Here is a 25,088-nt window from a genome sequence, read left to right as displayed (position 1 = left end):
GCCCGCCATACAGAGGAGTAGTCCCGTGACCACCTCAACCACCTCCAGCGTGATCCCCACCCTCCCGGGCCGCTACTACACCGATCCGGAGATCTTCGCGCTGGAGCAGCGGAACATCTTCGAGACGATGTGGTTCTGCGCGGTGCGCTCGTCCGACCTGCCCAAACCGGGCGCATTCAAGACGGTGCAGGTCGGCACCGAGAGCATGCTCATCAGCCGGGCACGCGACGGGTCGGTCCGCGCCTTCTTCAACGTCTGCCGCCACCGTGGCGCCACCTTGTGCACCGAGGAGTCGGGCGAGGTCAAGCGGGCCTTCCAGTGCGCATATCACGCGTGGACCTACGACCTCGACGGCAAGCTGATCGCGGCGCCCAACCTGACCAAGATGGCCGACCTGGACCGGGTGCAGTACGGGCTGGTCAAGGCGCACGTGCGCGAGTGGCTCGGCTACGTGTGGGTCTGCCTGGCCGACGAGCCGCCGCCGTTCGAGCGGGACGTGCAGGGCGCGGTGGCCGAGCGGCTGGGCTCGCTGGACCTGATCGACAACTACGACGTGGCCGGACTGTCGGTGGGCCGGCGGATCGTCTACGACGTCAAGGCCAACTGGAAGCTCATCGTCGAGAACTTCATGGAGTGCTACCACTGCGCCACGATCCACCCCGAGCTGACCGAGGTGCTGCCCGAGTTCGCCGACGGGTTCGCCGCCCAGTACTTCGTCGGCCACGGCGCGGAGTTCGGTGAGCGGATCGAGGGCTTCACCGTCGACGGCTCGGCCGGGCTCAACCGCATCCCGGGCGTGACCGAGGACCAGGACCGGCGCTACTACGCCATCACCATCAAGCCACAGGTCTTCATCAACCTGGTGCCCGATCACGTTATCCTGCACCGCATGTTCCCGCTCGCGGTCGATCGCACGGTGGTCGAATGCGACTGGCTCTACCTGCCCGACGTGGTGGCCGGAGGCAAGGATCTGGACAAGTCGGTCGAGCTCTTCCACCGCGTCAACGAGCAGGACTTCGACGCCTGCGAGCGCTGCCAGCCTGCCATGAGCTCGCGTACGTACCGCGAGGGCGGTGTACTGGTGCCGAGCGAGCACCACATCGGGGCCTTCCACGAGTGGGTCCAGGACCGGATCGGGTGATGATGACGGGCGAGAACGAAGACGAGAACCTGAGGGTCGGCCCGCCCAAGGAGTGGGCGGGCGGGCTGCCCGCCGTGGGGCACGCGCTGCAGATCGCCCATCGCGAGATGGGCGCCGCTCGCACCGCGCGCACGCTGCTGCGGGTGAACCAGAAGGACGGCTTCGACTGTCCCGGCTGCGCCTGGCCCGAGGGCGAGCACCGCAGCACCGCCGAGTTCTGCGAGAACGGCGCGAAGGCCGTCGCCGAGGAGGCCACCACGCGCCGGGTCGGGCGGGAGTTCTTCGCCGCGCATCCGGTGGCGGACCTGGCCGTCCGCAGCGACCACTGGCTCGGCAAGCAGGGCCGGCTGACCGAGCCGATGCACAAGCCGCCCGGCGCGGAGCACTACCAGCCGATCACCTGGTCGCGGGCGTTCGAGATCATCGCCAGGGAGTTGCGCGCCCTCGAAAGCCCCGACGAGGCCGTCTTCTACACCTCCGGCCGCACCTCCAACGAAGCGGCCTTCGCCTACCAGCTCCTCGTGCGCAGGTTCGGCACCAACAACCTGCCGGACTGCTCCAACATGTGCCACGAGTCCAGCGGCTCGGCCCTGACCGAGACGCTGGGAATCGGCAAGGGCACGGTGTCGCTGGAGGACCTGCACCGGGCCGAGCTCATCTTCGTGGTGGGCCAGAACCCCGGCACCAACCACCCCCGCATGCTCACCGCGCTGGAGCGGGCCAAGCGCGGCGGGGCGCGGATCATCGCGGTCAACCCGCTGCCCGAGGCGGGCCTGCTGCGCTTCAAGAATCCGCAGAAGCCCTCCGGACTGGCCGCGGGCACCGCGCTGGCCGACCGGTTCCTGCAGATCCGGCTCAACGGAGACATGGCGCTGTTCCAGGCGCTGTCCCTGCTGCTCCTCGACAGTGCCGACCGGGCCTTCATCGACGAGCACACCTACGGGTTCGAGGCGTGGGAGAAGCACCTCCGCGCGCTCGACTGGGAGAAGGTCCGCCAGGCGACGGGCCTGACCCGGGCGGAGCTGGAGGAGACGGCGCGCGAGGTCCGTACGGCCGGCTCGGTGGTCGTCTGCTGGGCCATGGGCCTCACCCAGCACCGCAACTCCGTGGCGACGATCAGGGAGGTGGTCAACTTCCTGCTGCTGCGCGGCAACGTCGGCCGGAGCGGGGCGGGCGTGTGCCCGGTGCGCGGCCACTCGAACGTGCAGGGCGACCGGACGATGGGCATCTACGAGAAGCCGTCCGCGGCCTTTCTCGACGCGCTGCGTGCGGAGTTCGGTTTCGAGCCGCCCCGCCGCCACGGCCTCGACACGGTCGACGCGATCCGTGCCATGCGTGACGGGGCGGCCAAGGTCTTCTTCGGCATGGGCGGCAACTTCGTCCGGGCCACGCCCGACAGTGACGTGACGGAGGCCGCGCTGCGGCGTACCCGGCTGACCGTGCAGGTGTCCACCAAGCTCAACCGCTCCCACGCGGTCTGCGGCGAGGAGGCGCTGATCCTGCCGGTGCTCGGGCGCACCGAGCGCGATCCCGGCGGCTACGTGACCGTCGAGGACTCGATGGGGCTCGTCCACGCCTCCCGGGGCAGGCTCAAGCCCGGCTCCCCGGACCTGCTGCCGGAGGTGGCCGTGGTCAGCCGGCTGGCCCGCGCGCTCTTCGCCGACGACCCGCACGTGCCGTGGGCGGAGTTCGAGCGCGACTACGGCGTGATCAGGGACCGCATCGCGCGGGTCGTCCCCGGTTTCGAGGACTTCAACGCGCGGGCGCCCGCCGGGTTCGCGCTGCCCAACGCGCCGAGGGACGAGCGCCGCTTCCCGACCGCGACGGGGAAGGCCAACTTCACCGTCAACGAGCTGGAGGTGCTGCGGGTGCCTCCCGGCCGGCTGCTGCTGCAGACCGTCCGCAGCCACGACCAGTACAACACCACGATCTACGGGCTCGACGACCGCTACCGCGGGGTCAAGGCGGGCCGCCGGGTGATCTTCGTTCACCCGGACGACCTGGCCGAGCGCGAGCTGGCCGACGGCGACCTGGTGGACCTGGTCAGCGAGTGGCCCGACGGCGAGCGCACGGCCCCGGGGTTCAGGGTGATCGCCTACCCCACGGCCCGAGGCTGCTGCGCGGCCTACTTCCCGGAGACGAACGTGCTGGTGCCACTCGACTCGGTGGCCGAGACGTCCAACACCCCGACCTCGAAGAGCGTGGTGATCCGGCTGCTCAGGACCGGTCCGCGTAGCCCAGCCGGCGGCTGATCTCGTCGGCTCCGCTGATGAGGTCGGGGGCGAGTTCGTGGATGCGCTCGACGGTGAAGCGGTAGGCCGGTCCCGAGACGCTGATCGCGGCGACGACCTCGCCGTGGTAGGAGCGGATGGGCGCGGCCATGGCGTTCAGTCCCTCTTCGAGCTCCTCCAGGCAGAAGGCGTAGCCCGTCTGCCTGGTCTGCGCGAGCTGCAGCTCCAGGGCGTCGGTGTCGACCATCGTCTTGGGGGTGAAGCTCTCCAGCTCGCCGTCCGACAGCAGCCGGGCGCGTTCGCCGTCGTCCAGGTAGGCGAGCAGCACCTTGCCGCTGGACGTGGCGTGCAGGGGGGTGATCTGGCCGACCCAGTTGTAGGTGGTGATCGCCGAGGGGCCGCGCACCTGGTCGAGGTTGACCGCGTGGGCGGAGCGGAGCACGGCGATGTTCACCGTCTCGCCGATCTCCGCGGCCAGCCGGTGGCAGATCGGCCGGGCGCGGCCGGTGATGTCCATCTGCGTGCTGACCCCGCCGGCCAGCCGGATGATGCCGAAGCCCAGACGGTATTTGCCGCGGTCCTCGGCCTGTTCCACCAGGCCGCGGGCCTCGAGCGCACCGAGCAGCCGGAAGGCCGTCGACTTGTGCACGTCGATCTCGGCGGCCACCTCGCTCACGCCGGCCTCGCCGCGCTGGGAGAGGATCTCCAGCACACTGATCGCTCTGTCGACTGACTGCACGCCTCCGCTGCCCGAATCGTTGCTCATAGCGAAACTGTAAGTGCTCCAGGGAACTCCGTCGATCCGCATGACAAAAAGATCTTTTGTTGCGACTAGTGAAACGCAGTGCGTATAGCGCTACGATCTGGTGAAACGTGTGATGAGACGAGGCACTATGACGCCACAGCAATACGACTTCGTCATCGTCGGGGGCGGCTCGGCGGGGTGCGCCCTGGCCAACCGGCTCTCCGCGGACCCCGCCACGCAGGTGCTGGTCCTGGAGGCCGGCCGTTCGGACTATCCGTGGGACGTGTTCATCCACATGCCCGCGGCCCTGCCCTTCCCCATCGGCAACCGTTTCTACGACTGGCGGTACGAGTCCGAGCCCGAGCCGTACATGCATGGCAGGCGGATCTACCACGCCCGCGGGAAGGTGCTCGGCGGCTCCAGCAGCATCAACGGCATGATCTTCCAGCGCGGCAACCCCCTCGACTACGAGCGCTGGGGCGCCGACCCGGGCATGAAGAGCTGGGACTACGCGCACTGCCTGCCCTACTTCAAGCGGATGGAGAACTGCCTGGCCGACCCCGGCACCCCCTTCCGCGGCCACGACGGGCCGCTGGCGCTGGAGCGCGGGCCCGCGAGCAGCCCCCTGTTCGGGGCGTTCTTCGAGGCCGTCCAGCAGGCCGGCTACCCGCTCACGGACGACGTCAACGGCTACCGCCAGGAGGGCTTCGCCCGCTTCGACCGCAACATCCGGCGGGGCCGCCGGCTCAGCGCCGCGCGGGCGTACCTGCACCCTGTCCTGAAGCGCCCGAACCTCACGGTCAAGACCCGGGCGTTCGTGACGAAAATCCTCTTCGAGGGCACGCGAGCGGTCGGGGTGGAGTACGACGGCGGCACCGTACGCGCCAAGGAGATCATCCTCTCCGGCGGCGCGATCAACTCGCCCCAGCTGCTGCAGCTGTCGGGCGTCGGCAACGCGGGGGAGCTGGCCGCCCTCGGCGTCGACGTGATGCACGACCTGCCGGGCGTCGGCGAGAACCTGCAGGACCACCTTGAGGTCTACATCCAGCACGGCTGCGCCAAGCCGGTCACCATGCAGCCGAACCTGCAGAAGTGGCGCCATCCCTGGATCGGCGCGCAGTGGCTGTTCGCGCGCAGGGGGCCGGGGGCGACCAACCACTTCGAGGCGGGCGGCTTCGTCCGAAGCAACGACGACGTCGACTACCCCAACCTGATGTTCCACTTCCTGCCCATCGCCGTGCGCTACGACGGCTCGGCGCCGGCGGCCGGGCACGGCTACCAGGTGCACGTCGGGCCGATGTACTCCGACGCCCGCGGTTCGGTCAAGATCAGGAATACCGACCCGCGGCAGCACCCCGCCCTGCGCTTCAACTACCTGTCCACCGAGCAGGACCGGCGGGAGTGGGTGGAGGCCATCAGGGTGACCCGCGCCATCCTGGGCGCGCCCGCCCTGGCCGAGTTCAGCACCGGAGAGCTGTCACCCGGGCCGTCCGTCGAGACCGACGAGGAGATCCTGGACTGGGTCGCCAAGGACGCGGAGACGGCTCTGCACCCCTCGTGCACGGCCCGGATGGGCACCGACGAGATGTCGGTGGTCGACCCGGAGACCATGCGCGTACACGGCCTGGACGGGCTGCGCGTGGTGGACGCCTCCGCCATGCCCTACGTGACCAACGGCAACATCTACGCGCCGGTCATGATGCTGGCGGAGAAGGCGGCCGACCTGATCCTCGGCGACACCCCGCTGGCGCCCGAGACGACCGAGTTCTACCGGCACCGCGCGTGAGGAGATGCGGCACGGCCCCCACCGGCAGCTGAAAAGAGGCGGTGGGGGCCGCCGCACGCCCCCACCGCCTCTGGCTGAATCCTCAGCGGGTCCTCAGCGGAAGACCACCGTGCGGTCGCCGTTGAGCAGCACCCGCTGCTCGCTGTGCCACTTCACGGCCCGGGCGAGCACCCCCGCCTCGACGTCCCGGCCGGCCGCGATCAGGTCCTCGGGGTCCAGCTCGTGGTCCACCCTGGCCACGTCCTGCTCGATGATCGGCCCTTCGTCGAGGTCGGCCGTGACGTAGTGCGCGGTCGCGCCGATGAGCTTCACCCCGCGCTCGTGCGCCTGGTGGTACGGCTTGGCGCCCTTGAACCCCGGCAGGAACGAGTGGTGGATGTTGATGGCACGGCCCTCGAGCCGCTTGCACATGTCGTCCGACAGGACCTGCATGTAGCGGGCGAGCACCACCAGGTCCGCCTCGTACTCCGCCACCAGCTCCAGCACCCTGGCCTCGGCCTCGGCCTTGCCCTGGGGCGTGACAGGCACGTGGTGGAAGGGCACGCCGTAGGAGGCGGCGAGCGGTTCGAGGTCGGGATGGTTGGAGACGATCGCCGGAATGTCGATGTTCAGCCCGCCCACCTGGCGGCGGAAGAGCAGGTCGTTCACGCAGTGAGCGAACTTCGACACCATGATGAGCGACCTGGTGGGGGTCGCGGCGTCCTTGAGCTGCCAGGTCATCTGGAAGGACTCGGCGACGTAGGTGAAGCCGGCGCGCAGCTCCTCGAGCCCGTGCTGGGCCGCGAAGTGCACACGCATGAAGAAACCGCCGCCTTGGCGGTCGTTGAACTGCTTGCTCTGCAGCATGTTGCCGCCGTGCTGCACCAGGAAGCTGGTCACGGCGTACACGATGCCTGGCTTGTCGGAGCAGGAGACCGTGAGGATGAACTCGCGTCCAGGATCGGGCCGGGGAGACATCACACCTCCTAGTGTTGCGTATAGCGCAAAGCGGTGATGTATGCGCAACAGGGTGTATCTCTGGATGCCGTTCAGTCAAGAGAACCTGCGGAAATCACATGGCAAGGATTTCGGCTGTGATTTCGGCCACCCCTTGACTTATCCGAGCAAGCCCGTCAATGCTGTTCCCCACTAAGCATTGTCTTGCGCCATACGCAACGATCAGGGGTGTGCCGATGACCGATCTCTACATCGGCGGCGCGTGGACCAAGCCGGCCGACGGTGGACAACGCGACATCCGCTGCCCCGCCGACGGCAGCCTCGTTACCACGGTCGCAGAAGCCACCGCGGCCGACACGGTGGCCGCGATCCTGGCCGCACGGCGCGCCTTCGACCTGGGCGACTGGCCCGGCACGCCGGCCCGCGAGCGCGGTGCGCTGCTGTACAGGGTGGCCGATCTGCTGGAGCGGGACAAAGCGGCCTTCGCTCACGCGGAGTCGTCCGACACCGGCAAGCGGCTGGTGGAGAGCGAGTACGACGTCGACGACTCCGTGTCCAGCCTGCGTTACTTCGCCGGCGTCGCCGGCACCGACGCGGGGCGGGTGATCGACACCGGTCGTGACGACGCGATCAGCCGGGTCGTCTATGAGCCGGTCGGCGTGTGCGGCCTGATCACGCCGTGGAACTACCCCTTGCTGCAGGCGACGTGGAAGGTGGCGCCGGCGCTCGCCGCGGGCAACACCTTCGTGCTCAAGCCGAGCGAGCTGACCCCGAGCACCGCGATCCTGCTGATCCGCGCGCTGGAGGAGGCGGGCCTGCCCGCGGGCGTCGCCAACCTCGTGCTGGGCGCCGGACCGGCCGCGGGCGCGCCGCTCGCCGAGCACCCCGACGTGGACCTGGTCTCCTTCACCGGCGGCGCGGCCACCGGGCGGCGGATCATGGCCGCGGCGGCCGCCACGGTCAAGCGGGTCGCGCTGGAGCTCGGCGGCAAGAACCCCAACATCGTCTTCGCCGACGCCGACTTCGACACGGCGGTGGACTTCGCGCTCACGGCCGTCTTCCTGCACTCCGGGCAGGTGTGCTCGGCCGGTGCCCGGCTGCTGGTGGAGGACTCGCTGCACGACTCGTTCGTGGACGAGGTCGTACGGCGTGCCGAGCTGATCCGTCTCGGCGGCCCCTTCGACCCGGCGGCCCAGACCGGCCCGCTCATCTCCGCCGCGCACCTGGCCAAGGTGGAGGAGTACGTGGCGGCCGGGCTCGCCGAGGGCGCCGTGCTGCGCTGCGGTGGCCACCGGCCGGCCGGTGAGGGCTTCTACTACCGGCCGACCGTGCTCGACGCCTGCAAGCAGGGCATGCGGGTGGTGCGCGAGGAGTCGTTCGGCCCCGTGCTGACCGTCGAGCGCTTCACCACCGAGGACGAGGCCGTCAGCCTCGCCAACGACACCGAGTACGGCCTGGCGGGCGCCGTGTGGACCCAGGACGCCGGCAAGGCGCAACGGGTCGCGGGACGGCTGCGGCACGGCACGGTATGGATCAACGACTACCACCCCTACGTCCCCCAGGCCGAATGGGGTGGCTTCAAACAGTCGGGTATCGGTCGCGAGCTCGGACCGACCGGCCTGGACGAATATCGCGAGATCAAACATGTATGGCAGAACATCCGCCCGCGACCCCAGCGGTGGTTCCCAGCGAACTGACGCTCCGACGACCAAGAGGTGGTCATGACTGTGCCGTCAGTGGCCGAACGTAGTGCATCCGACATCGACGCACCTCCCATCCTCGCCGTGCGCGGCCTGTGGAAGGTGTTCGGTCCCAAGGCCGAGAGCGTCGTCGGCAGCACGCTCACCCGCGATGAGCTCAAGCAGCAGAGCGGCTGCGTCGCCGCCGTCCGCGACGTCTCCTTCGAGGTGCGGCGGGGCGAGGTGTTCGTCGTCATGGGCCTGTCCGGTTCGGGCAAGTCCACCCTGGTCCGCTGCCTGACCCGGCTGATCGAACCCACGGCGGGCGAGGTCCTGCTGGACGGCGAGGACGTGCTCAAGGCCGACGACCGCAGCCTGCGCGAGCTGCGCAGGCACCGCATGGCCATGGTCTTCCAGCACTTCGGGCTGCTGCCGCACCGGTGCGTCCTCCACAACGTCGCCCTCGGGCTGGAGATCCGCGGCGTCTCCAAGCGGGAGCGCCACACGCGGGCCCGCGAGGTGATCGAGCTCGTCGGCCTCAACGGCTTCGAGAACTCCTACCCCGACCAGCTCTCCGGCGGCATGCAGCAGCGTGTGGGCCTGGCGCGGGCGCTCGCGGCCGACCCCGAGGTGCTCCTGTTCGACGAGCCGTTCTCCGCGCTGGACCCGCTGATCCGGCGCGAGATGCAGAACGAGGTCATCCGGCTGCACCACGAGGTCGGCAAGACCATGGTCTTCATCACCCACGACCTCAGCGAGGCACTCAAGCTGGGCGACCGGATCCTCATCATGCGCGACGGCGAGCTCGTCCAGATGGGCACGCCCGACCAGGTGGTGGGCGCGCCGGCCGACGACTACGTCAGAGACTTCGTCAGTGACGTCCCGCGCTCGCACGTGCTGACGCTCCGCTGGATCATGCGCCCGGCCCAGCCCGGCGACCCGCTCGACGGTCCCGCGCTCGGCCCCGACGTGGTCATCAGGGACGCCGTGCACGCCGTGCTCTCGGCCGAGCGGCCGGTGCGCGTGATGGACGGGGAGACGCTGCTCGGTGTGGTCACCAGCGCGGAGATCCTCGAAGTGATCGCCGGAGGGCCGCAGGCATGACCGGACGCGGTGACGTCATCAAGAGCCACGGCACCGTGGCCAGGAAACCGGCGAAGGAGAGCACGCTGTCCGTGGTGGCGGCGCGGGTGGCCGCCAGGCTGCCGGCCCGCGGCTACCTGGTCGCGGCCACGCTCGCGGTGTGGGTGCTGGGCTGGGCGTTGCTGCGCGGACGGGACACGCTGGCGCTCGGCGGCGCGGAGCTCACCCCGCTGCACGGCGGCCTGAACACCGGCATGGACGCCATCGACGACAGCCGCAACAGCAACCCGTTCTTCCTCTACTTCATCAACTACATCCGGCTCTTCATCGACGAGGCCGTGCGGTTCGTCCAGGCCCTGATCAGCCAGCCGTCCTTCGACCGGCCGGTGCCGGTGCTCGGCTGGCTCGGCGTGGCCGGCCTGGCCACCGCCATCGCCCTGCTGTACGGCAACAGGAAAGTGGCGTTGCTCACCGCCGCCGGGTTCCTCTCCTTCGGCGTCCTGGGCCTCTGGCAGGAGAGCATGGACACGCTGGCGCTCACGCTGACCGCCGTGGTGCTGTCGCTGGCCGTGGGCATCCCGCTCGGGGTGTGGGCCGGGCTGAGCGACCGGTTCCACCGGCTGGTGACCCCGGTGCTGGACTTCATGCAGACCATGCCGACCTTCGTCTACCTGGCGCCGCTCACGCTGTTCTTCCTGATCGGCCCGGCCAGCGCGACGGTCGCCACGATGATCTACGCGATCCCGCCCGCCATCCGGATCACCGCGCTCGGCATCCGGCAGGTCTCGTCCGAGACACTGGAGGCCGGCACCTCGCTGGGTGCCACGCCCGCGCAGGCGCTGAGGCACGTGCGGCTCCCCATGGCCAAGCAGACGATCATCGTCGGGGTGAACCAGACCATCATGGCGGCCCTGTCCATGGCCACCATCGCGGCGCTCATCGACGCCCCCGGCCTGGGCCAGACGGTTCTGAAGGCGCTGCAGACGCTCGACGTGGGCACCGCGTTCAACGCCGGGCTGGCCATCGTCATCATGGCCGTGGTGCTCGACCGGGTGACCTCGGCGGCCAGCCGCCGCGTGGAGGTCGCCCGCCGGGCCGGGCGGCTGCGCACCCCGCGGGGGCGCCGCGTCGAGGTGGCGGGCGTTCTCGGGATCGCCGCCGTGCTCGCCTACCTGTCCTACACCTATCTCTGGGCGGCGGAGTTCCCCGCCGACGCCAACCTCGGCTCATACGTACGCCGCGCGGCCGACGCCGCGAGCATGTGGGTGCAGGACAGCCTGGTCACCTACACGGACGCGCTGAAGAACCTGCTCACCAACGCGCTGCTCAACCCCTTCGAGACGCTGCTGACGGGCTCGCCCTGGTGGTTGGTCACCGCCGTGGCCGTGCTCGTCGTCCTGCTGGTGGGCAGCGTGCGGGCCGCGCTGATCGCCACGATCGGGCTGCTGGTGCTGGTGCTGCTCGGGCTCTGGCAGGACAGCATGGTCACGCTGGCCTCGACGCTCGTCGCGACGGTCCTGGTCATGCTGCTGGGCATGGTCGTCGGGGTGTGGATGGGCCGCAGCGACCGGGTCGACACCCTGCTCCGCCCCGTGCTGGACGCCGGCCAGACCATGCCGGCCTTCGTCTACCTGGTGCCCATCCTCGGCCTGTTCGGGCCGACGCGGTTCACCGCGATCATCGCGGCCGTGGTGTTCGCCGCGCCGGTCGCGATCAAGCTGGTCGCGGAGGGCATCAGGGGGGTTTCGGCCACCACCGTCGAGGCCGCGACCTCGGCGGGGGCGAGCGTCTGGCAGCTCATCTCCAAGGTGCAGCTGCCGATGGCACGCAGCGCCGTGACTCTGGCGACGAGCCAGGGGCTGATCTACGTGCTCTCCATGGTGGTCGTCGGCGGTCTGGTCGGCGCGGGAGCGCTCGGCTACGACGTCGTCGCCGGGTTCTCGCAGCACCAGCTGCGAGGTAAGGGGCTGGCCGCCGGGCTGGCGATCGTCGTGCTCGGCATCGTGCTCGACCGCGTCACGCGGGCCGCCACCGAGCGGGCGGACGCCGCCGCGCACGGCGGGCTTCATCAAAGGTGAACGACACCGGCCGGTTCCGGCCGGAGGAACTACAGGAGGACCAGGTGGCAGTAACCAGGAGTGGAAAGGTCCGGGCCGTCGTGCTCGTGACCGGCGCCGGCCTCCTGCTCAGCGCGTGCGGAGGGGCGAAGGTCGGGCAGGTCGAGAGCGCCACGAGCAGCAGCGCCGGTGGCGCGAAGAGCTGCGGCACCGTCAATCTCGCGGTCAACCCGTGGGTGGGCTACGAGGCCAACGCGGCGGTGATCGCGCAGGTGGCCGAGAAGCAGCTCGGCTGCAAGGTGGTCAAGAAGAACCTGAAGGAGGAGGTGGCCTGGCAGGGCTTCGCCACCGGTGAGGTCGACGCGGTCGTGGAGAACTGGGCCCACGACGACCTCAAGAAGAAGTACATCGAGGACCAGAAGGTCGCCGTGTCCGCCGGGCCGACCGGCAACAAGGGCGTCATCGGCTGGTACGTGGCGCCGTGGATGGCCAAGAAGTACCCGGACATCACCGACTGGAAGAACCTCAACAAGTACGCCTCGCTGTTCAAGACCTCCGAGTCCGACGGCAAGGGCCAGTTCCTCGACGGCGACCCGTCGTTCGTCACCAACGACGCCGCCCTGGTGAAGAACCTCAAGCTCGACTACAAGGTCGTGTACGCCGGCAGCGAGACCGCGCTCATCACCGCCTTCCGCCAGTCCGAGAAGCAGCAGCAGCCGATCCTCGGCTACTTCTACGAGCCGCAGTGGTTCCTCTCGGAGCTCAGGCTGGTCAAGGTCAACCTGCCTGCCTACACCGAGGGCTGCGACGCCGACGCGGCCAAGGTGGCGTGCGACTACCCGCCGTACGAGCTGGACAAGATCGTGAGCAAGAAGTTCGCGGACTCCGGCAGTCCCGCGTACACCCTGGTCAAGAACTTCACCTGGACGAACGACGACCAGAACCTCGTGGCCAAGTACATCGCCGAGGACAAGATGACCGCCGATGAGGCGGCCGCCAAGTGGGTGGCCGACAACCCCGACAAGGTCAAGGCCTGGCTGCCCGCCGGCTGAGATCCGCATGCGCCCGGCCCGGTCGACGCTCGTCGATCGGGCCGGGCGCATGCGCGTCTGGAGGCGGTTCGTCGCGGCCGTACAAACCATAGGGAATAAGACACAACGCACTCTTGACACCCGGAACGCGGCGAGCGACGCTTGTTGCGGAAAGTGCGTTTGGTTGCATATTAGGCAACAACGGAGGTGGCTATGACGGGCCCGAGCGTCGTCATCATCGGCGCGGGTGTGGTCGGCGCGGCTCTGGCCGACGAGCTGTCCGCCCGCGGTTGGACCGGCGTCACGGTCGTCGATCAGGGAGACGTGCCCGCCACCGGCGGCTCCTCCTCCCATGCCCCAGGCCTGGTGTTCCAGATCAACGGATCGAAGACCATGACCGAGATGGCCCGCTACACCATCGAGAAGTTCGTCGAGCTGGACAGCTTCCTCCAGGTCGGCGGGCTCGAGGTGGCCACCACCCCCGAGCGGCTCGCCGAGCTGCGGCGCCGCCACGGCTGGGCCACCTCCTGGGGGATCGAGAGCCACCTGCTCTCGCCGGAGGAGAGTGTGGCCAAGCACTCCCTCCTCGACCGCGACAAGGTGCTCGGCGGCCTGTTCATCCCCACCGACGGGCTGGCCAAGGCGGTCAAGGCGGTCGACGCGCAGCTCGCGCGGGCACAGGAGCGCGGCGTGCGCGTGCTGGCCAGGCACGAGGTGCTGGACATCAGGAGCGAGGGCGGCCGGGTCACCGCGGTGGTGACCGACCAGGGCGAGATCCCCGCCGACATCGTGGTGTGCTGCGCCGGGATCTGGGGCCCGCGGGTCGCCCGCATGGTCGGGATGGAGCTGCCGCTCACCCCTCTCGCCCACCAGCTCGCCTGGACCGGGCAGGTGCCCGACCTGGCGGGCCAGACCGTCGAGGCGTCGCGGCCGATCCTCCGCCACCAGGACGCCGACCTGTACTACCGCGAGCGCTACGACACGCTCGGCATCGGCTACTACGGTCACCGGCCCATGCCGATCAGCTCCGACGACATCGTGTCCGTCGACGCCGCCGAGGTGATGCCGTCCGTGCTCACCTTCACCCCCGACGACTTCGCCGAAGCCTGGACACAGACCCAGAAACTGCTCCCGTCCACGCGCTCCGCCAAGGTGGAGGACGGCATCAACGGGCTGTTCTCCTTCACCAGCGACCACCTGCCGCTGATGGGCGAGTCGCGCGAGGTCGAGGGCTTCTGGGTGGCCGAGGCCGTCTGGGTCACCCACTCCGCCGGAGTCGGCCGGGCGATGGCCGAGTGGCTCGTCGACGGCCACTGCACGACGTTCGACCTGCACGAATGTGACGTCAACCGGTTCGAGCCGCACCAGCTCGCGCCCGACTACGTGCGGGCCCGCGGTTGCCAGAACTACGTCGAGGTCTACGACATCATCCACCCCCTCCAGCCGATGGAGGACCCCCGTCCGCTGCGTACCAGCCCGTTCCACCCCCGGCAGCGGGAGCTCGGCGCGGCCTTCCTGGAGGCGTCGGGCTGGGAGCGCCCGCAGTGGTACGACGCCAACGCCCCGCTGCTGCGGGGCCGCGACATCCCCACGCCGGGAGACTGGGCGGCGCGGTACTGGTCGCCCATCGTCGGCGCGGAGGCCCAGGCCACCCGCGAGACGGTCGCCATGTACGACATGACCGCGCTCAAGCGCCTGGAGGTCAGCGGCCCGGGAGCCGTCGCCTTCCTGCAGCGCCTCACCACCGGCGACGTGGACAAGTCAGTCGGCTCCGTGACGTACTGCCTGCTGCTCAACGCCGACGGCGGCATCCGCAGCGATGTCACCGTGGCCCGCCTCGGCCCGCAGGAGTTCCAGGTCGGCGCCAACGGCAACCTCGACCTCGACTGGTTCGACCGGCACCGGCCCGCCGACGTGTACCTCCGCGACCTCACCCCGGGGACCTGCTGCATCGGCCTCTGGGGGCCCAGGGCCCGCGACCTCGTCCAGCCGCTGGCCACCGCCGACCTGACCGCGCTGCGCTACTTCCGCGGCACCCACGCCTACCTCGGCAACGTGCCGGTCACCATGCTGCGCCTGTCCTACGTCGGCGAGCTCGGCTGGGAGATCTACACCACCGCGGACATGGGCCTCAAGCTGTGGGACACCCTGTGGGAGGCCGGCCAGGACCACGGCGTCATCGCCGCCGGCCGGGGCGCCTTCACCAGCCTGCGCCTGGAGAAGGGCTACCGCTCCTTCGGCACCGACATGACCTTCGAGCACGACCCGTACGAGGCGGGCCTCGGGTTCGCCGTCAAGCTGGGCAAGGGCGACTTCATCGGCCGCGAGGCGCTGCTCGCCCGCAAGGAGTCGGTCGGCCGCCGCCTGACCTGCCTGCTCACCGACGAGGTCGTCATGGGCAGGGAGCCGGTGTACGACGGCGAGCGGCCGGTCGGCTACGTCACCAGCGCCGCTCACGGATACACGATCGGCAAGGGGATCGCCTACGCGTGGCTGCCCGCCTCGCTCGCGAACCCCGGCCAGACCGTCCACGTCGGCTACTTCGACCGGCGGGTGGACGCCGTCGTGGCCGAGGAGCCCCTGTTCGACCCGGCGATGACCCGGCTGCGCGGTTAGGAGCGGACAGCTCGCGGCCGGCTACGACACCAGGCTCAACGGGGCGTCGACCCTTCTGGCGCTCTACACCGTGGCTAGCCGGCCGTGTCCGTCCTGTGCGTGCTGCCCGTAGCCGTCTCGCTGGTCGAGCGCAACAGGCGGCTCGCCCACCTCACCGAACGCCCGCATCGCGAGCAGGACGACAACGCGCGCCGCGCCGTCACTGAGGAACGGGTGCGCATCGCCCGCGAACTGCGCCACCCGCCTGTGCGTCAGCGAGGCCACCGTCAAGACCCACCTCAACCGCGCCATGGCGAAACTCGGCCTCCTGCCGCGCTCCGACGATTTTTCGCTGTGTTCGGGCTGCTGCTCATCACCCGTATACCGCCCCACCGCGTCCCGCAGATCCTCAGGGAGGCCGGCGCGCTGACCAGCGTGCGGAAAATCCGTGTGCGTCAACGGGGTGATCACGTCCATCCTGATAGCCACCCCGAGGAGGTGCGCATGGTGCTGGTTACCCCCAAACGGAAGACCGACGTCCCGTCACGCCTGGCTTTCGCTGTCTCCAGCCGATCCGCGAAGCGCTGACCAGACCTGAAGACCCGCCCACCATCCTGTCCGGACTTCCCGGCTACAACCCCCCAGAGGACACACCATGACCGCCACCCCCGCGAACGTGCTGCTCGCCGGTGTTGTCGGATCGACCGCGTACGGCCTGGCCGGGCCCGACAGCGACGTTGACCGGCTCGGCATCTACGCCGCCCCCACCTTCGACCTGGTCGGCCTGGCCCGCCCCAAGGAGAGCATCGTCTCCACCGACCCGGACCGGACGCTGCACGAGGCGGCCAAGTGGTGCTCGCTCACCTTGGGCGGCAACCCGACCGTGATGGAGCTGCTGTGGCTGCCGGACGACCTGTACGAGACACGCACCCTGCTCGGTGACCGGCTCATAGCGATCAGGGATGCGTTCCTGTCGGCGCCGCGCGTCCGCGACGCCTACCTGGGCTACGCCACTCAGCAGTTCCGTCGCCTCGAACAGCGCGGCGACGGCTCGTTCTCGGCCGACACCCGTAAGCGCACCGCGAAGCACGCCCGCCATCTCGCCCGGCTCCTGCACCAGGGCCGCGAACTGTACGAGACCGGCCACCTGCCGATCCAGCTGCCCGACCCCGACGCCATCCGCGCGTTCGGTGAGCGGGTCGCCGCCGGCGAGACCGAGGAAGCGCGCACGCTACTGGCGACCACGGAGGAGGCCTTCGACACCGCGCACACACCGCTGCCGGCCCAGCCCCACCGCGCCGTGGTGGAGGAATGGCTGCGGCAGGTCCGCATCACCTACTGGGAGCCGCCCACGTCGGTGTTCGTGGCGCTCGGCAGCGACTGACCTGGAGAACTCCGCCGCGCCGAACCAGACTTCGCAGCGGGCGGGTCACGGCGCCGCCGCCCGGAGTGTCGCCTCGATGGCGTTCCAGGGCAGGCCCGGCGCCAGTCCGATCATCACGATGTCGGCCGCCGGCGACCACCGCTCGAGCTGCTCGCCGATCCGGCCCGGCGCGCCATAGGCGGTGAACTGGTCCAGGACCACCTGCGCCTCGGCGGGGACGTCGCCGTGCCGCGGCGAGGGCTTCGGGTTGGCGGCGCGGACGGCCTGGAGGGCGGCGCCGTACCCCTGGCGGGTGACCAGGCGGGGGTAGACGTCGCCCATGGCACACAGGTACCAGGCGGCGTACGTCGCGGCCACCTGCCGGGCGGCACCGGCGTCCCGGTCGGCGATCGCCATCGGCCCGGCCGCGACCGTGAGCGGCCGGTCACCCACGGGCCGGCGAGTCCGGCGGAGGTCCTCGGCCCAGCCGGCGAGGCGTTCGGCGGCGACGAAGACGGGCAGCCAGCCGTCGGCGAGCTCGGCGGTCACGGCGAGAGTGCGCGAGCCCATCGCGGCGAGCCAGATCGGCAGGTCCGGGATCGGCGGCCGGCCCAGGGGAAGGGGCCGGGTCGCGGTCGCCCCCGTGAGCCGGGCGCGTTCGCCGGCCAGCAGTGCGCGCACTTTCGTGGTGCTGTCGCGCAGCTTGGCGGCCGGGCGGGTGAAGGGCACGTCGTGGAAGCCCTCCGCGAGCGCCTTGGTGCCGGCGCCGAGCCCGAGGACGTACCGGCCGCGGGAGATGTCGTGCAGGGTGGCCGCGGTCATCGCCAGCGTGGCCGGGGTGCGTCCCCATACCGACAGGACCCCCGAGGCGATGGCGATGCGCCTGGTGGCCAGCGCGATCTCGGCGAGCACCGCGGTGGAGTCGAGCCCCCAGCCCTCGGGCATGGCGAACACCTCGTACCCCAGTTCGTCGGCCAGCCGCGCGGTCGCCAGAATCACCTCGCGCCGGGTCTCCATCGGGGTCAGCTGCACCCCGCGACGCCGGGCCGTCATCCCTCCCCGCCCACGCCGAAGCCGCGCGTCACCGTGACCCATACCGTCCTGGCCGCCGCCATGACCCGGCCGCCGGGGCCGACCAGCACCGACGCGGCGGACAGCGTGCGGCCGGAGCGCCGCAAGGGCCAGCCGACCACGTGGCACGCCTCGCCCGCGTGCGGGAGCGCGTCGATCCGCGCCCTCATGCGCCCGAGGACGATCGCGGTGCCGCCGGGCAAGCCGGCCGCCTCCAGGGCGGCCAGCCCGCTGGGGCAGTCCAGCGCGGCCCACACGACGGCGGCCCGGACCCGGCCGTCGTCGCCGGCGACCGAGGAGTCGGGCGTCCACGGCGCGGCGCACGTCCCGGTGCCGTTCACAGGCCCGGAAAGGATCCCCAGGCCGTCGCCCGCCGCGCGGTCCGGGCCGCAGACGAAACAGCCCGGGAACACCGGGTCGCCGTAGTAGGTGGCTCGGTCGGCCGCGGCCCGCGCCTGCGCGAGCGTGATGGCGGCCGGCGCCTCCAGGTCGATCTCGGCCGTGTTCCGTCGCACTGTCGCCAGCAGCATGCCGTCGCGGTCCTCCATCAGCAGCCCGCCGTCGGCGTCGCCGCGTACCTCCAGCGGCCGGTCCAGGGGCGGCGGGCGATGCAGGGTGACCTCGGCGGGCCCATCGGCGAGTGCCGCCAGCGAGCCGCAGGCGAAGCCGCCGTTGGCCACGCCCGGCGGTCCGCAGAACCGCGATTCGAAGTGGATGACATGGGTTGGACCGGTCATCGGCGGATTCCCCCTCGGCGGTGGTCGATGTCGTGCCGAGGCTAGGCGGGACCCCGCCCCACCGTCAGGCGGGAAATCACCCGCGCCGCTACCTCAGTGGTACCTCACCGTCGGCCTGCGCCCACCAGACGGCGACCTGCGCGCGCGAGCGGAATCCCAGCCGCACGCGGATCCGCTCCACGTGCCCCTCCGCGGAGCGTTCCTGGATGCCCAGCCGACCGGCGATCTGCCGGTTCGTCAGGCCCTCGGCGACCAGCGCCGCGACCTGCGCCTGCCGGGGGGTGAGCGGGTGCCCCGGCGAGGGGCGTGGGGCCTCCCCCGGCTCGCCGAGGAAGTCCAGGATCGCGTGGACGAGAGCCTGGGCGTCGCCCGCGTGCGGGAAGTGGCTGCGTCCGCTGAGCGTGACCAGCCGCGCGGACGGTATGCGGGCGGCCAGCTCGCGCCCCAGCCGGTACGGGATGGCCCGGTCGTCGCGGCGGTGCAGCACCAGCGTCGGCGTGAGAACCCCTTCGACCAGGTCGTCCACGTCGTTCCGGTAGCACTGGTCGAGCAGTTGGCAGGCGACCTCGGCGGACGTCGCGCCGCGCTGCAACTCGGCGAACCACGCCTTGGTCTCGGCGCTGCCGTCAGGCAGGAAGATGTCCGCCAGAACGTCCGAGCCGAGTCCCCAGTGCGCGCGCACCAGGTCCATCACCGCCGCGCGGAGCTCGGGCGAGGCTATCCGGCCGCCGACGGCGTAGCCGCCGTACAGGACGAGGCGCTCGACCCGGGCGCCCCAGCGCGCCGCGAAGGCGACCGACACCGGGGCGCCCATGGAGATACCGAGCAGGTCGAATCGTTCCAGTGCGAGATGGTCGGCAAGCGTCGCGAGCACGTCCAGATCGGTGTCGAGGGTCTGGCGGCCCGGTGGGGGGTCGCTCAGCCCGCAGCCTGGCTTGTCGTACAGCACCACGGTCCGCCGCCGGGCGAGGGGCGCGTAGAAGCCGCGCACCGCCGGGTCCTGCCACATCAGCTCAAGGTGGCCGATCCAGGCGGCGGGTACCACCAGCGGCGGGCCGTGACCGATCGTCGCATAGGCCAGCCGGCCTCCGGTGGGCAGCGGGAGGAAACGCAGGTCGTGAGGCGGTAATCGGTCGACCGTCCGCGGCACCGCGGGCTGACGCATGGCGGACCTCCCCTGGGCGGCCGACGCGATCATCTCGTGTGCACCTCACTATCCCACGCCGTACTCATCTGCCGCGATGAGCGTGGCTCACGTGAGCACGAGTGGACGACGCCAGCGAAGCGGGGGAGCGGCAGTGGCGAGCCTGCCCCGGCGCCATGCAACTGCGACGACGTACTCGCAAGCGCCCGCGATTCGGTGCTGCCGAGCAGATCACGGCAGATGAGCACATCGGCGGAAAATGGTTGGACGGGACGACACTAGGGCTGATAGCGTCCCGCAGACCGTGAAATCGCACCAGGAGGTGAGACCCATGAACGCTGTATCGATGTGGGTGCTCCCCCTTGCCGTCACGGTCGGGCGATTGACGTAGGCGTCGCCGGGAGCGCCTCGACAAGGCAATCCCGAAAGGCAACAACCTATGAATTCTGTGCATTTCACTTCGGGCATGGGCGAGCATGCCGTAGTGGTCACGCGGGTCGCGGACAAGCAATGGCACGCTGTGGAGGACGACCGGATGGTCGGCCGAGGCTATGTTTCGCGCAGGCCCGACGGGCGGATCTTCCTCAGCATCGACGCGTGGCACGGCACGGTCTTCGACCAACTCGCCGATGCCATGCTGGCGGACCTGCCCAAGCCGCTGTACACGGTGGTTGACGAGGCTGACCTCGACCTGGCCTCCCATTGGGAGCGAGCCGGCTTCACGACCCGACGCCGCGAGTGGGAGTACCTCGTGCCCACCGACCCGCGGGTCACGGGGCTCGGCTCAGTCCTGCCGCCGTCGGGCGTGACGATAGTGGCCGTCGGCGAGGCGGAGGAAAGTCCTCTGCGCGCGTTGGACCGCGTGATTCGCGACGAAGTCGAGGCCACCGTCGGATGGCAGGAGATGCCGGCTGAGGTGTTGCCCCGCCCGGACGGCGATACCGTGGTGGACCCGTCGAAGTACGCGGTGGCCGCACAGTCCGATGAATATGTGGGACTGATCCGGGTGGCGCCGGTGACCCGGCAGCCACGGATCGGGCTGATCGCGGTCCGGCACGACCAGCACCGCCGCGGTATCGCTCGGGCGCTGCTCGCCCACGTGCTGGGTTCGCTGCACCGCTGCCGGATCGAAACGGCATCGGCCGAAGTGAACGAATCCAACGGGGCGGCCATGGCGCTGTTCGAGGGCATCGGCGCCCGGCGGGCGAGCAGCAACCTGGAGTTCGTGCTCCGCTGACGCCCCCACCCCCCGCATCACCGCGCCAGGGGGCCGGGCTCGAAGCACACGCGGACCTCACAGTCACCGACCGGAGAAGTGCGAGAAACATGACAAGAACAGCAGGCGGCATCGAAGTCGAGGGCACTGTCGTCGAGTGCCTCCGCAACGCCAACTTCAGGGTGGAGCTCGAGAACGGGCACAAAGTGCTGGCGCACATCAGCGGGAAGATACGGAAGAACTACATCAAGATCTTGCCGTATGACCGGGTGCTAGTGGAGCTCAGCCCATACGACCTCACCCGCGGCCGGATCCTCTTCCGATACAGGACGTAGCGGCGGGCTGGACGCGTCGAAAGAGGAAAGCAGTCTCCGCTCTGGATCGGAAATGTGCTCGCTGCGGGAATCAGAGTGAGGTCCGATCCGGGCGGGGGATCTCATGTGCGCGCGAGCCTGCCTCCCGTACCTGTGAGCGACGTTGATCGGTGTGGCCGTGCGTGGCCAGAATGAGATCATGGGGACAGGGGATGCGGGTGGCCTCCGTCAAGCGCTGGCATGGGTGCGTGCGCGGGTAGGGGAAACGCTTCGGCGGCGGGAGACCCCTGGCGCCGGGCGTCGGGAGCCGCCTGGCGCCCGGCGGCGGTCGTCCCGAGAATGGGACGGGGAGTGCCCGTACCAAGGGCTGGCGCCGTTCGAGAGCGACAGGAGCGAGCTGTTCTTCGGGCGCCGGCGGGCGATCCACAACCTGCTGCGGCGGCTCGGGCCGAGGCTGGCGGAGCACGGGTGCGTCCTGCTGGTGTCGGGTGCCTCGGGTGTGGGCAAGTCGTCGCTGTTGCGGGCCGGTCTGATGCCGGCGCTGGGCGAGGGGATGTTGCCGGTGCCCGGCTCGGGGGAGTGGCCCCGGCTGCTGCTCACACCCACCGCGAACCCCTTGCGCGCGCTGGCCCAGGCGTGGACGGAGACGCATGGCGGGCACGTCGAGACGGTGTACGAGACGCTCCGGGACGACCCGCGGGCGGCTCTCGCGGAGGCCGGCCGCTTCGTCCTGGTCGTCGACCAGTTCGAGGAACTGTTCACCCTGGTGACCGACGAGCAGGAGCGCCAGGCGTACGTACGGGCCCTGCAGGCGATGGCCGAAGGCCCGCCGCGCGCAGGGGTGATCATCGGGGTGCGCGCGGACTACTGGGACCGTTGTGCGGCCTACCCGCAGTTCGCCGAGGCCATCCAGGACGGCCAGGTCATCGTCGAGCCGATGGCGGAGCCGGATCTGCGGCTGGCGATCACCGGCCCCGCGGCCGCGGTGGGCCTGGAGATCGAGCCCGGCCTGGTGGACATCATCCTGAGTGAGCTGCGCGTCGGCGGCGTGCAGGGGGATGGGCCGGGGAACGGGTACGTCGACGGGTTCGAGGCCGCCTCCCTGCCGCTGCTGTCGCAGGCCCTGCTCAACACCTGGGAGAGGCGCGAGAACGGCAGGCTGACCACCCGGGGCTATGAGGAGTCCGGCCGGGTCCGCGACTCCGTGCGGCGTACGGCCGACGAGGTCCTCGGCCGGCTGCCGGCGGAGGACCGCAAGGCCGCGCTGCGGATCTTCCGGCGGATGGCGCTGATCACCACGGGCGGGCGGCTGGCGCGGCGCCGGGTGACGCTGGCCGAGATCCACGCCGCCGGGTCCGCGCAATCGGCGCAGCGGCGTGCCCAGGTCGAGGAGTTGCTCTCGGCGTTCGCCGACCGGCGCCTTCTCACGCTGCACGAGGACAGCGCCGAGATCGCCCACGACGCCCTGCTGACCGCCTGGCCCACGCTGCGGCAGTGGCTCGAACCCGACATGACCGCGCAGGCGGTGTACGACCAGCTCGTCGAGGACGCCACGCGGTGGGCCGGGCACCACCGCGACCCTGCCTTCCTCTACCGGGGCGCCCGGTTGCTGGCGGTCCAGGACAGCCGGCCCCGCTGGGATCGCGACCCCGACAGTTTCCCGCCGCCCGGACCCACGGTGGAGCGCTTCATCACGGCATCCACGGGGGCGGCGCGGCAGGCGGGCCGCCGCCGACGCCTCGTCATGGCCGGTCTCGCGGCGCTGTCGGTGCTCGCCCTGGTCGCCGCCGGCGCCGCCGTCAACGCGGCGAACAACGCCGACCGGCAGGCGGACAACGCCGACCGGCAGCGACGGCTGGCGCTCTCGCGCCAACTGGCCGCGGAGAGCGAGATCGCCGATGACCCGGTGACGTCCGCGCTGCTGGCCGTGACGGCGTGGCGGATCGACCGCACTCCCGAGGCCCGCCACCGCATGCTGGACGCGGCGGCGCGTGGGGACCGGGGGGTCTTCTCCGCGCAACGCGGATCCGTCACCGAGCTGCTGTTCGACCCCGACGGCTCGATCATCGCGACCGGAGGCGACGACGGCGTCGTGCGGCTGTGGGACACGGCGTCACACCGGCAGCTCGGCGCCCAGATCGTCCACAAGGAGAAGTTATGCGTCCTGGCCTTCCAGGCGGCCTTCAGCCCGGACGGGAAGGTTCTGGCCACGGCATGCTTCACCGGTGTCCTGTTCTGGGACGTGTCCACGCGCCGGCCGCTGGGCGGCCCGCTGGACGCCAAGGACGGGGTGTCGGCGATGACGTTCAGTCCGGACGGCAGGACCCTCGCGACCTCGACCCCTGAGGGCGCCGTCCGGTTGTGGGACATGGCCGCCCGCCGCCAGATCGGAGCCGACATCGGACCCGCCGGCCACGGGTCCGTCCGCAAGGCCGTCAAGGAGGTGGCCTTCAGCCCGGACGGGAAACGCCTGATCACCGCCGGGGCCGACGACACCGCGCGGATCTGGGACGTCGCCACCCGCCGCCAGGTCGGCAAGGCGCTCACCGGGCACACCGGCGACATCACCGGCATGTCCCTCAGCCCGGACGGGTCCACCCTCGCGACGATCAGCGTGGACCGGACCCTCCGGCTGTGGAACCTCGCCACCCGCAAGCAGATCGGCGGCGCCCTGCGCGAACCCGGCAGCGGCCTCGGCTTCCGAGGGGTGGCCTTCAGCCCGGACGGGAAGAGGCTCGCCACCACCGGGGCGGACGGTTTGACCAGGCTGTGGGACACCGCCGCCCGCCAACCGGTGGGCCCGCCGCTGACCGGCAGGCGGTCGAACGTCGCGAGAGTGGCCTTCAGCCCGGACGGGCGAACCCTCGCGGCCGCCGGCGGGGACGGCAAGGTGTGGTTGTGGGACCCGAGGGTGCACCGACAGCTCGGCGCCGGGATGCCCGCCACGTTGGACGTCGTCTTCAGCCCGGACGGAAAGACCCTGGCCGCCTCCGACCCCGTGGTCGCCCTGGGCACCGGCGAGGCCGATCGCGGCGTCCGGTTCTACGACGTGGCCACCCAGCGCGAAGCCGGCCCTCGCCCGCGCCCCGAAGGCGACCCCGCGCCCGACGCCAACGCCGTCGTCCACTCGATCAGATTCAGCCGCGACGGGAGGACACTCAGCACGGCGAGCACCGACGGCACCGTACGACTGTGGGACACCGCGACCCGCCGTCAGATCGGCGCCGCCGCCCTTCTGGGGCCCAACGCGGAGTTGAGTCCCGACGGCAGGCTGCTCGCCACCTGGGTACGTGGCGGCTCCATCGGGTTCTGGGACGTCGTGGGCCACCGCGAGGTCGGGCCCCGCATCACCGTCCCCGGCCACACCGACCTCGTTCCGGCGATGGCGTTCAGCCCCGGCGGCGCCACCCTTGCCCTGGCGGGCAACGACCGTACCGTGCGGCTTTTCGACGTGGCCACGCACCGCCAGATCGGCGCCCCGCTGCCCGCCGGTGTCACGAGCTTCCACACCGCTCTGGCGTTCAGCCTCGACGGCGAGACCCTCGCCACCACGGCGGAGGACGGCACCGTACGACTGTGGAACGTGGCGGGGCAGCGCGAGATCGGAGCCATCCTGACCGGTCACACCGACGTCGTCGCCGCGATGGCGTTCAGTCCCGACGGCAGGACTCTTGTCACCGGCTCCGCGGACAGCACCGTACGGCTCTGGGATGTGCCGACCCTCCGTCAGATCGGCCCCCCGCTGACCGGTCATGCGAAGACCGTGGTCGGGGTCGCCTACAGCCCGGACGGGACCACGCTCGCCACGGTGAGCGCCGACCGGACCCTGCGGCTGTGGAACGTCGCCGCCCCCGCCGACCCCGCCGCCACGGTATGCGCCAACGCGGGCCGCTCCTTCACCTGCGCCGAATGGCAGCGCTACGTGTCCGGCGAGGAATTCCGGCAGGTATGCCCTTAGG

General features: G+C 70.7%; 18 protein-coding genes. 12 read left to right on the top strand and 6 right to left on the bottom strand.

Annotated features, from left to right (window positions below; translation table 11 throughout):
• Nucleotides 1–25 precede the first annotated feature (25 nt).
• Complete coding sequence (locus tag AB0F17_RS03390) at nucleotides 26–1,141, top strand: aromatic ring-hydroxylating dioxygenase subunit alpha (RefSeq protein ID WP_358015448.1); 1,116 nt, start codon at nucleotides 26–28, stop codon at nucleotides 1,139–1,141.
• On the top strand, nucleotides 1,141–3,393 hold the full coding sequence (locus AB0F17_RS03385) for an FdhF/YdeP family oxidoreductase (protein WP_358015445.1): 2,253 nt from the start codon (nucleotides 1,141–1,143) through the stop codon (nucleotides 3,391–3,393). Before AB0F17_RS03390 ends, AB0F17_RS03385 begins: the two co-directional genes overlap by 1 nt.
• On the opposite strand, the gene AB0F17_RS03380 is transcribed toward AB0F17_RS03385, so the two are convergent.
• Nucleotides 3,359–4,138 (bottom strand): IclR family transcriptional regulator, encoded by a 780-nt coding sequence (locus AB0F17_RS03380; RefSeq protein WP_358015442.1) that lies wholly within the window; start codon nucleotides 4,136–4,138, stop codon nucleotides 3,359–3,361. The genes AB0F17_RS03385 and AB0F17_RS03380 overlap by 35 nt on opposite strands.
• Nucleotides 4,139–4,265: 127 nt before the next feature.
• On the opposite strand from AB0F17_RS03380, the gene betA reads away from it, so the two are divergent.
• Nucleotides 4,266–5,903: a choline dehydrogenase gene (gene betA / locus AB0F17_RS03375; protein WP_358015439.1), complete on the top strand. Its 1,638-nt coding sequence runs from the start codon at nucleotides 4,266–4,268 to the stop codon at nucleotides 5,901–5,903.
• Nucleotides 5,904–5,996: 93 nt separating this feature from the next.
• Here the strand turns inward: betA and purU are convergent, their stop codons facing one another.
• Nucleotides 5,997–6,860: a formyltetrahydrofolate deformylase gene (purU, locus tag AB0F17_RS03370; RefSeq protein WP_358015436.1), complete on the bottom strand. Its 864-nt coding sequence runs from the start codon at nucleotides 6,858–6,860 to the stop codon at nucleotides 5,997–5,999.
• Between the two features lie 215 nt (nucleotides 6,861–7,075).
• Here purU and AB0F17_RS03365 point away from each other — a divergent pair, with 215 nt between their 5' ends.
• From AB0F17_RS03365 to AB0F17_RS03345, 5 genes are all read left to right on the top strand, one after another.
• Entirely contained in the window at nucleotides 7,076–8,536 is a 1,461-nt protein-coding gene (locus AB0F17_RS03365) for an aldehyde dehydrogenase family protein (protein ID WP_358015433.1), read from the top strand.
• 24 nt (nucleotides 8,537–8,560) lie between these two features.
• Nucleotides 8,561–9,622, top strand: a complete 1,062-nt coding sequence (locus AB0F17_RS03360; protein WP_358015431.1) for a glycine betaine/L-proline ABC transporter ATP-binding protein — start codon at nucleotides 8,561–8,563, stop codon at nucleotides 9,620–9,622.
• The gene (locus AB0F17_RS03355) at nucleotides 9,619–11,679 is read left to right on the top strand and encodes an ABC transporter permease subunit (RefSeq protein WP_358015429.1); all 2,061 of its coding nucleotides are present in this window, start codon (nucleotides 9,619–9,621) and stop codon (nucleotides 11,677–11,679) included. Before AB0F17_RS03360 ends, AB0F17_RS03355 begins: the two co-directional genes overlap by 4 nt.
• A gap of 44 nt (nucleotides 11,680–11,723) precedes the next feature.
• Nucleotides 11,724–12,710, top strand: a complete 987-nt coding sequence (locus AB0F17_RS03350; RefSeq protein ID WP_358015426.1) for an ABC transporter substrate-binding protein — start codon at nucleotides 11,724–11,726, stop codon at nucleotides 12,708–12,710.
• 192 nt (nucleotides 12,711–12,902) lie between these two features.
• On the top strand, nucleotides 12,903–15,305 hold the full coding sequence (locus AB0F17_RS03345; protein ID WP_358015423.1) for an FAD-dependent oxidoreductase: 2,403 nt from the start codon (nucleotides 12,903–12,905) through the stop codon (nucleotides 15,303–15,305).
• A 63-nt stretch (nucleotides 15,306–15,368) separates the two neighbouring features.
• Here AB0F17_RS03345 and AB0F17_RS03340 read toward each other — a convergent pair whose 3' ends face one another.
• Nucleotides 15,369–15,761, bottom strand: a complete 393-nt coding sequence (locus AB0F17_RS03340; RefSeq protein WP_358015420.1) for a hypothetical protein — start codon at nucleotides 15,759–15,761, stop codon at nucleotides 15,369–15,371.
• Nucleotides 15,762–15,939: 178 nt separating this feature from the next.
• Between AB0F17_RS03340 and AB0F17_RS03335 the strand changes: the two genes are divergently transcribed.
• Nucleotides 15,940–16,668, top strand: coding sequence for a nucleotidyltransferase domain-containing protein (locus AB0F17_RS03335; RefSeq protein WP_358015417.1), 729 nt, complete (start codon nucleotides 15,940–15,942; stop codon nucleotides 16,666–16,668).
• Nucleotides 16,669–16,713: 45 nt separating this feature from the next.
• Here the strand turns inward: AB0F17_RS03335 and AB0F17_RS03330 are convergent, their stop codons facing one another.
• From AB0F17_RS03330 to AB0F17_RS03320, 3 genes are all read right to left on the bottom strand, one after another.
• Nucleotides 16,714–17,700 (bottom strand): LLM class flavin-dependent oxidoreductase, encoded by a 987-nt coding sequence (locus AB0F17_RS03330; protein ID WP_358015414.1) that lies wholly within the window; start codon nucleotides 17,698–17,700, stop codon nucleotides 16,714–16,716.
• On the bottom strand, nucleotides 17,697–18,455 hold the full coding sequence (locus AB0F17_RS03325) for a hypothetical protein (protein ID WP_358015411.1): 759 nt from the start codon (nucleotides 18,453–18,455) through the stop codon (nucleotides 17,697–17,699). The genes AB0F17_RS03330 and AB0F17_RS03325 overlap by 4 nt, the downstream gene beginning before the upstream one ends.
• 88 nt (nucleotides 18,456–18,543) lie before the next feature.
• Entirely contained in the window at nucleotides 18,544–19,620 is a 1,077-nt protein-coding gene (locus tag AB0F17_RS03320) for an alpha/beta fold hydrolase (RefSeq protein WP_358015408.1), read from the bottom strand.
• A 445-nt stretch (nucleotides 19,621–20,065) separates the two neighbouring features.
• Between AB0F17_RS03320 and AB0F17_RS03315 the strand changes: the two genes are divergently transcribed.
• The 3 genes from AB0F17_RS03315 (at nucleotide 20,066) to AB0F17_RS03305 (ending at nucleotide 25,087) form a co-directional block, all read left to right on the top strand.
• A complete protein-coding gene (locus tag AB0F17_RS03315; RefSeq protein WP_358015405.1) occupies nucleotides 20,066–20,836 on the top strand; it encodes a GNAT family N-acetyltransferase in 771 nt (256 codons plus the stop codon).
• An 89-nt stretch (nucleotides 20,837–20,925) separates the two neighbouring features.
• Nucleotides 20,926–21,150 carry a translation initiation factor IF-1 gene (gene infA, locus AB0F17_RS03310; protein WP_358015402.1) on the top strand — a complete coding sequence of 75 codons (225 nt, stop codon included), beginning with the start codon at nucleotides 20,926–20,928 and terminating at the stop codon, nucleotides 21,148–21,150.
• Between the two features lie 178 nt (nucleotides 21,151–21,328).
• Nucleotides 21,329–25,087 (top strand): hypothetical protein, encoded by a 3,759-nt coding sequence (locus AB0F17_RS03305; protein WP_358015399.1) that lies wholly within the window; start codon nucleotides 21,329–21,331, stop codon nucleotides 25,085–25,087.
• Nucleotide 25,088 lies beyond the last annotated feature (1 nt).

The organism is Nonomuraea sp. NPDC026600 (assembly GCF_040638335.1).
In the GTDB taxonomy this organism is placed as follows: domain Bacteria; phylum Actinomycetota; class Actinomycetes; order Streptosporangiales; family Streptosporangiaceae; genus Nonomuraea.
Note: the sequence above shows the minus strand (reverse complement) of the source record. Positions and strands in the feature narration are given on the sequence as shown.

What these genes read in the sequence shown, in the direction of transcription:
- AB0F17_RS03305 (WP_358015399.1), top strand. Translation starts at nt 21,329, where the DNA reads ATGGGGACAGGGGATGCGGGTGGCCTCCGTCAAGCGCTGGCATGGGTG.
- AB0F17_RS03360 (WP_358015431.1), top strand. Translation starts at nt 8,561, where the DNA reads ATGACTGTGCCGTCAGTGGCCGAACGTAGTGCATCCGACATCGACGCA.
- AB0F17_RS03335 (WP_358015417.1), top strand. Translation starts at nt 15,940, where the DNA reads ATGACCGCCACCCCCGCGAACGTGCTGCTCGCCGGTGTTGTCGGATCG.
- AB0F17_RS03320 (WP_358015408.1), bottom strand. Translation starts at nt 19,620, where the DNA reads ATGCGTCAGCCCGCGGTGCCGCGGACGGTCGACCGATTACCGCCTCAC.
- AB0F17_RS03365 (WP_358015433.1), top strand. Translation starts at nt 7,076, where the DNA reads ATGACCGATCTCTACATCGGCGGCGCGTGGACCAAGCCGGCCGACGGT.
- AB0F17_RS03385 (WP_358015445.1), top strand. Translation starts at nt 1,141, where the DNA reads ATGATGACGGGCGAGAACGAAGACGAGAACCTGAGGGTCGGCCCGCCC.
- AB0F17_RS03355 (WP_358015429.1), top strand. Translation starts at nt 9,619, where the DNA reads ATGACCGGACGCGGTGACGTCATCAAGAGCCACGGCACCGTGGCCAGG.
- AB0F17_RS03345 (WP_358015423.1), top strand. Translation starts at nt 12,903, where the DNA reads ATGACGGGCCCGAGCGTCGTCATCATCGGCGCGGGTGTGGTCGGCGCG.
- infA (WP_358015402.1), top strand. Translation starts at nt 20,926, where the DNA reads ATGACAAGAACAGCAGGCGGCATCGAAGTCGAGGGCACTGTCGTCGAG.
- AB0F17_RS03340 (WP_358015420.1), bottom strand. Translation starts at nt 15,761, where the DNA reads ATGGACGTGATCACCCCGTTGACGCACACGGATTTTCCGCACGCTGGT.
- purU (WP_358015436.1), bottom strand. Translation starts at nt 6,860, where the DNA reads ATGTCTCCCCGGCCCGATCCTGGACGCGAGTTCATCCTCACGGTCTCC.
- AB0F17_RS03315 (WP_358015405.1), top strand. Translation starts at nt 20,066, where the DNA reads ATGGGCGAGCATGCCGTAGTGGTCACGCGGGTCGCGGACAAGCAATGG.
- AB0F17_RS03330 (WP_358015414.1), bottom strand. Translation starts at nt 17,700, where the DNA reads ATGACGGCCCGGCGTCGCGGGGTGCAGCTGACCCCGATGGAGACCCGG.
- betA (WP_358015439.1), top strand. Translation starts at nt 4,266, where the DNA reads ATGACGCCACAGCAATACGACTTCGTCATCGTCGGGGGCGGCTCGGCG.
- AB0F17_RS03380 (WP_358015442.1), bottom strand. Translation starts at nt 4,138, where the DNA reads ATGAGCAACGATTCGGGCAGCGGAGGCGTGCAGTCAGTCGACAGAGCG.
- AB0F17_RS03325 (WP_358015411.1), bottom strand. Translation starts at nt 18,455, where the DNA reads ATGACCGGTCCAACCCATGTCATCCACTTCGAATCGCGGTTCTGCGGA.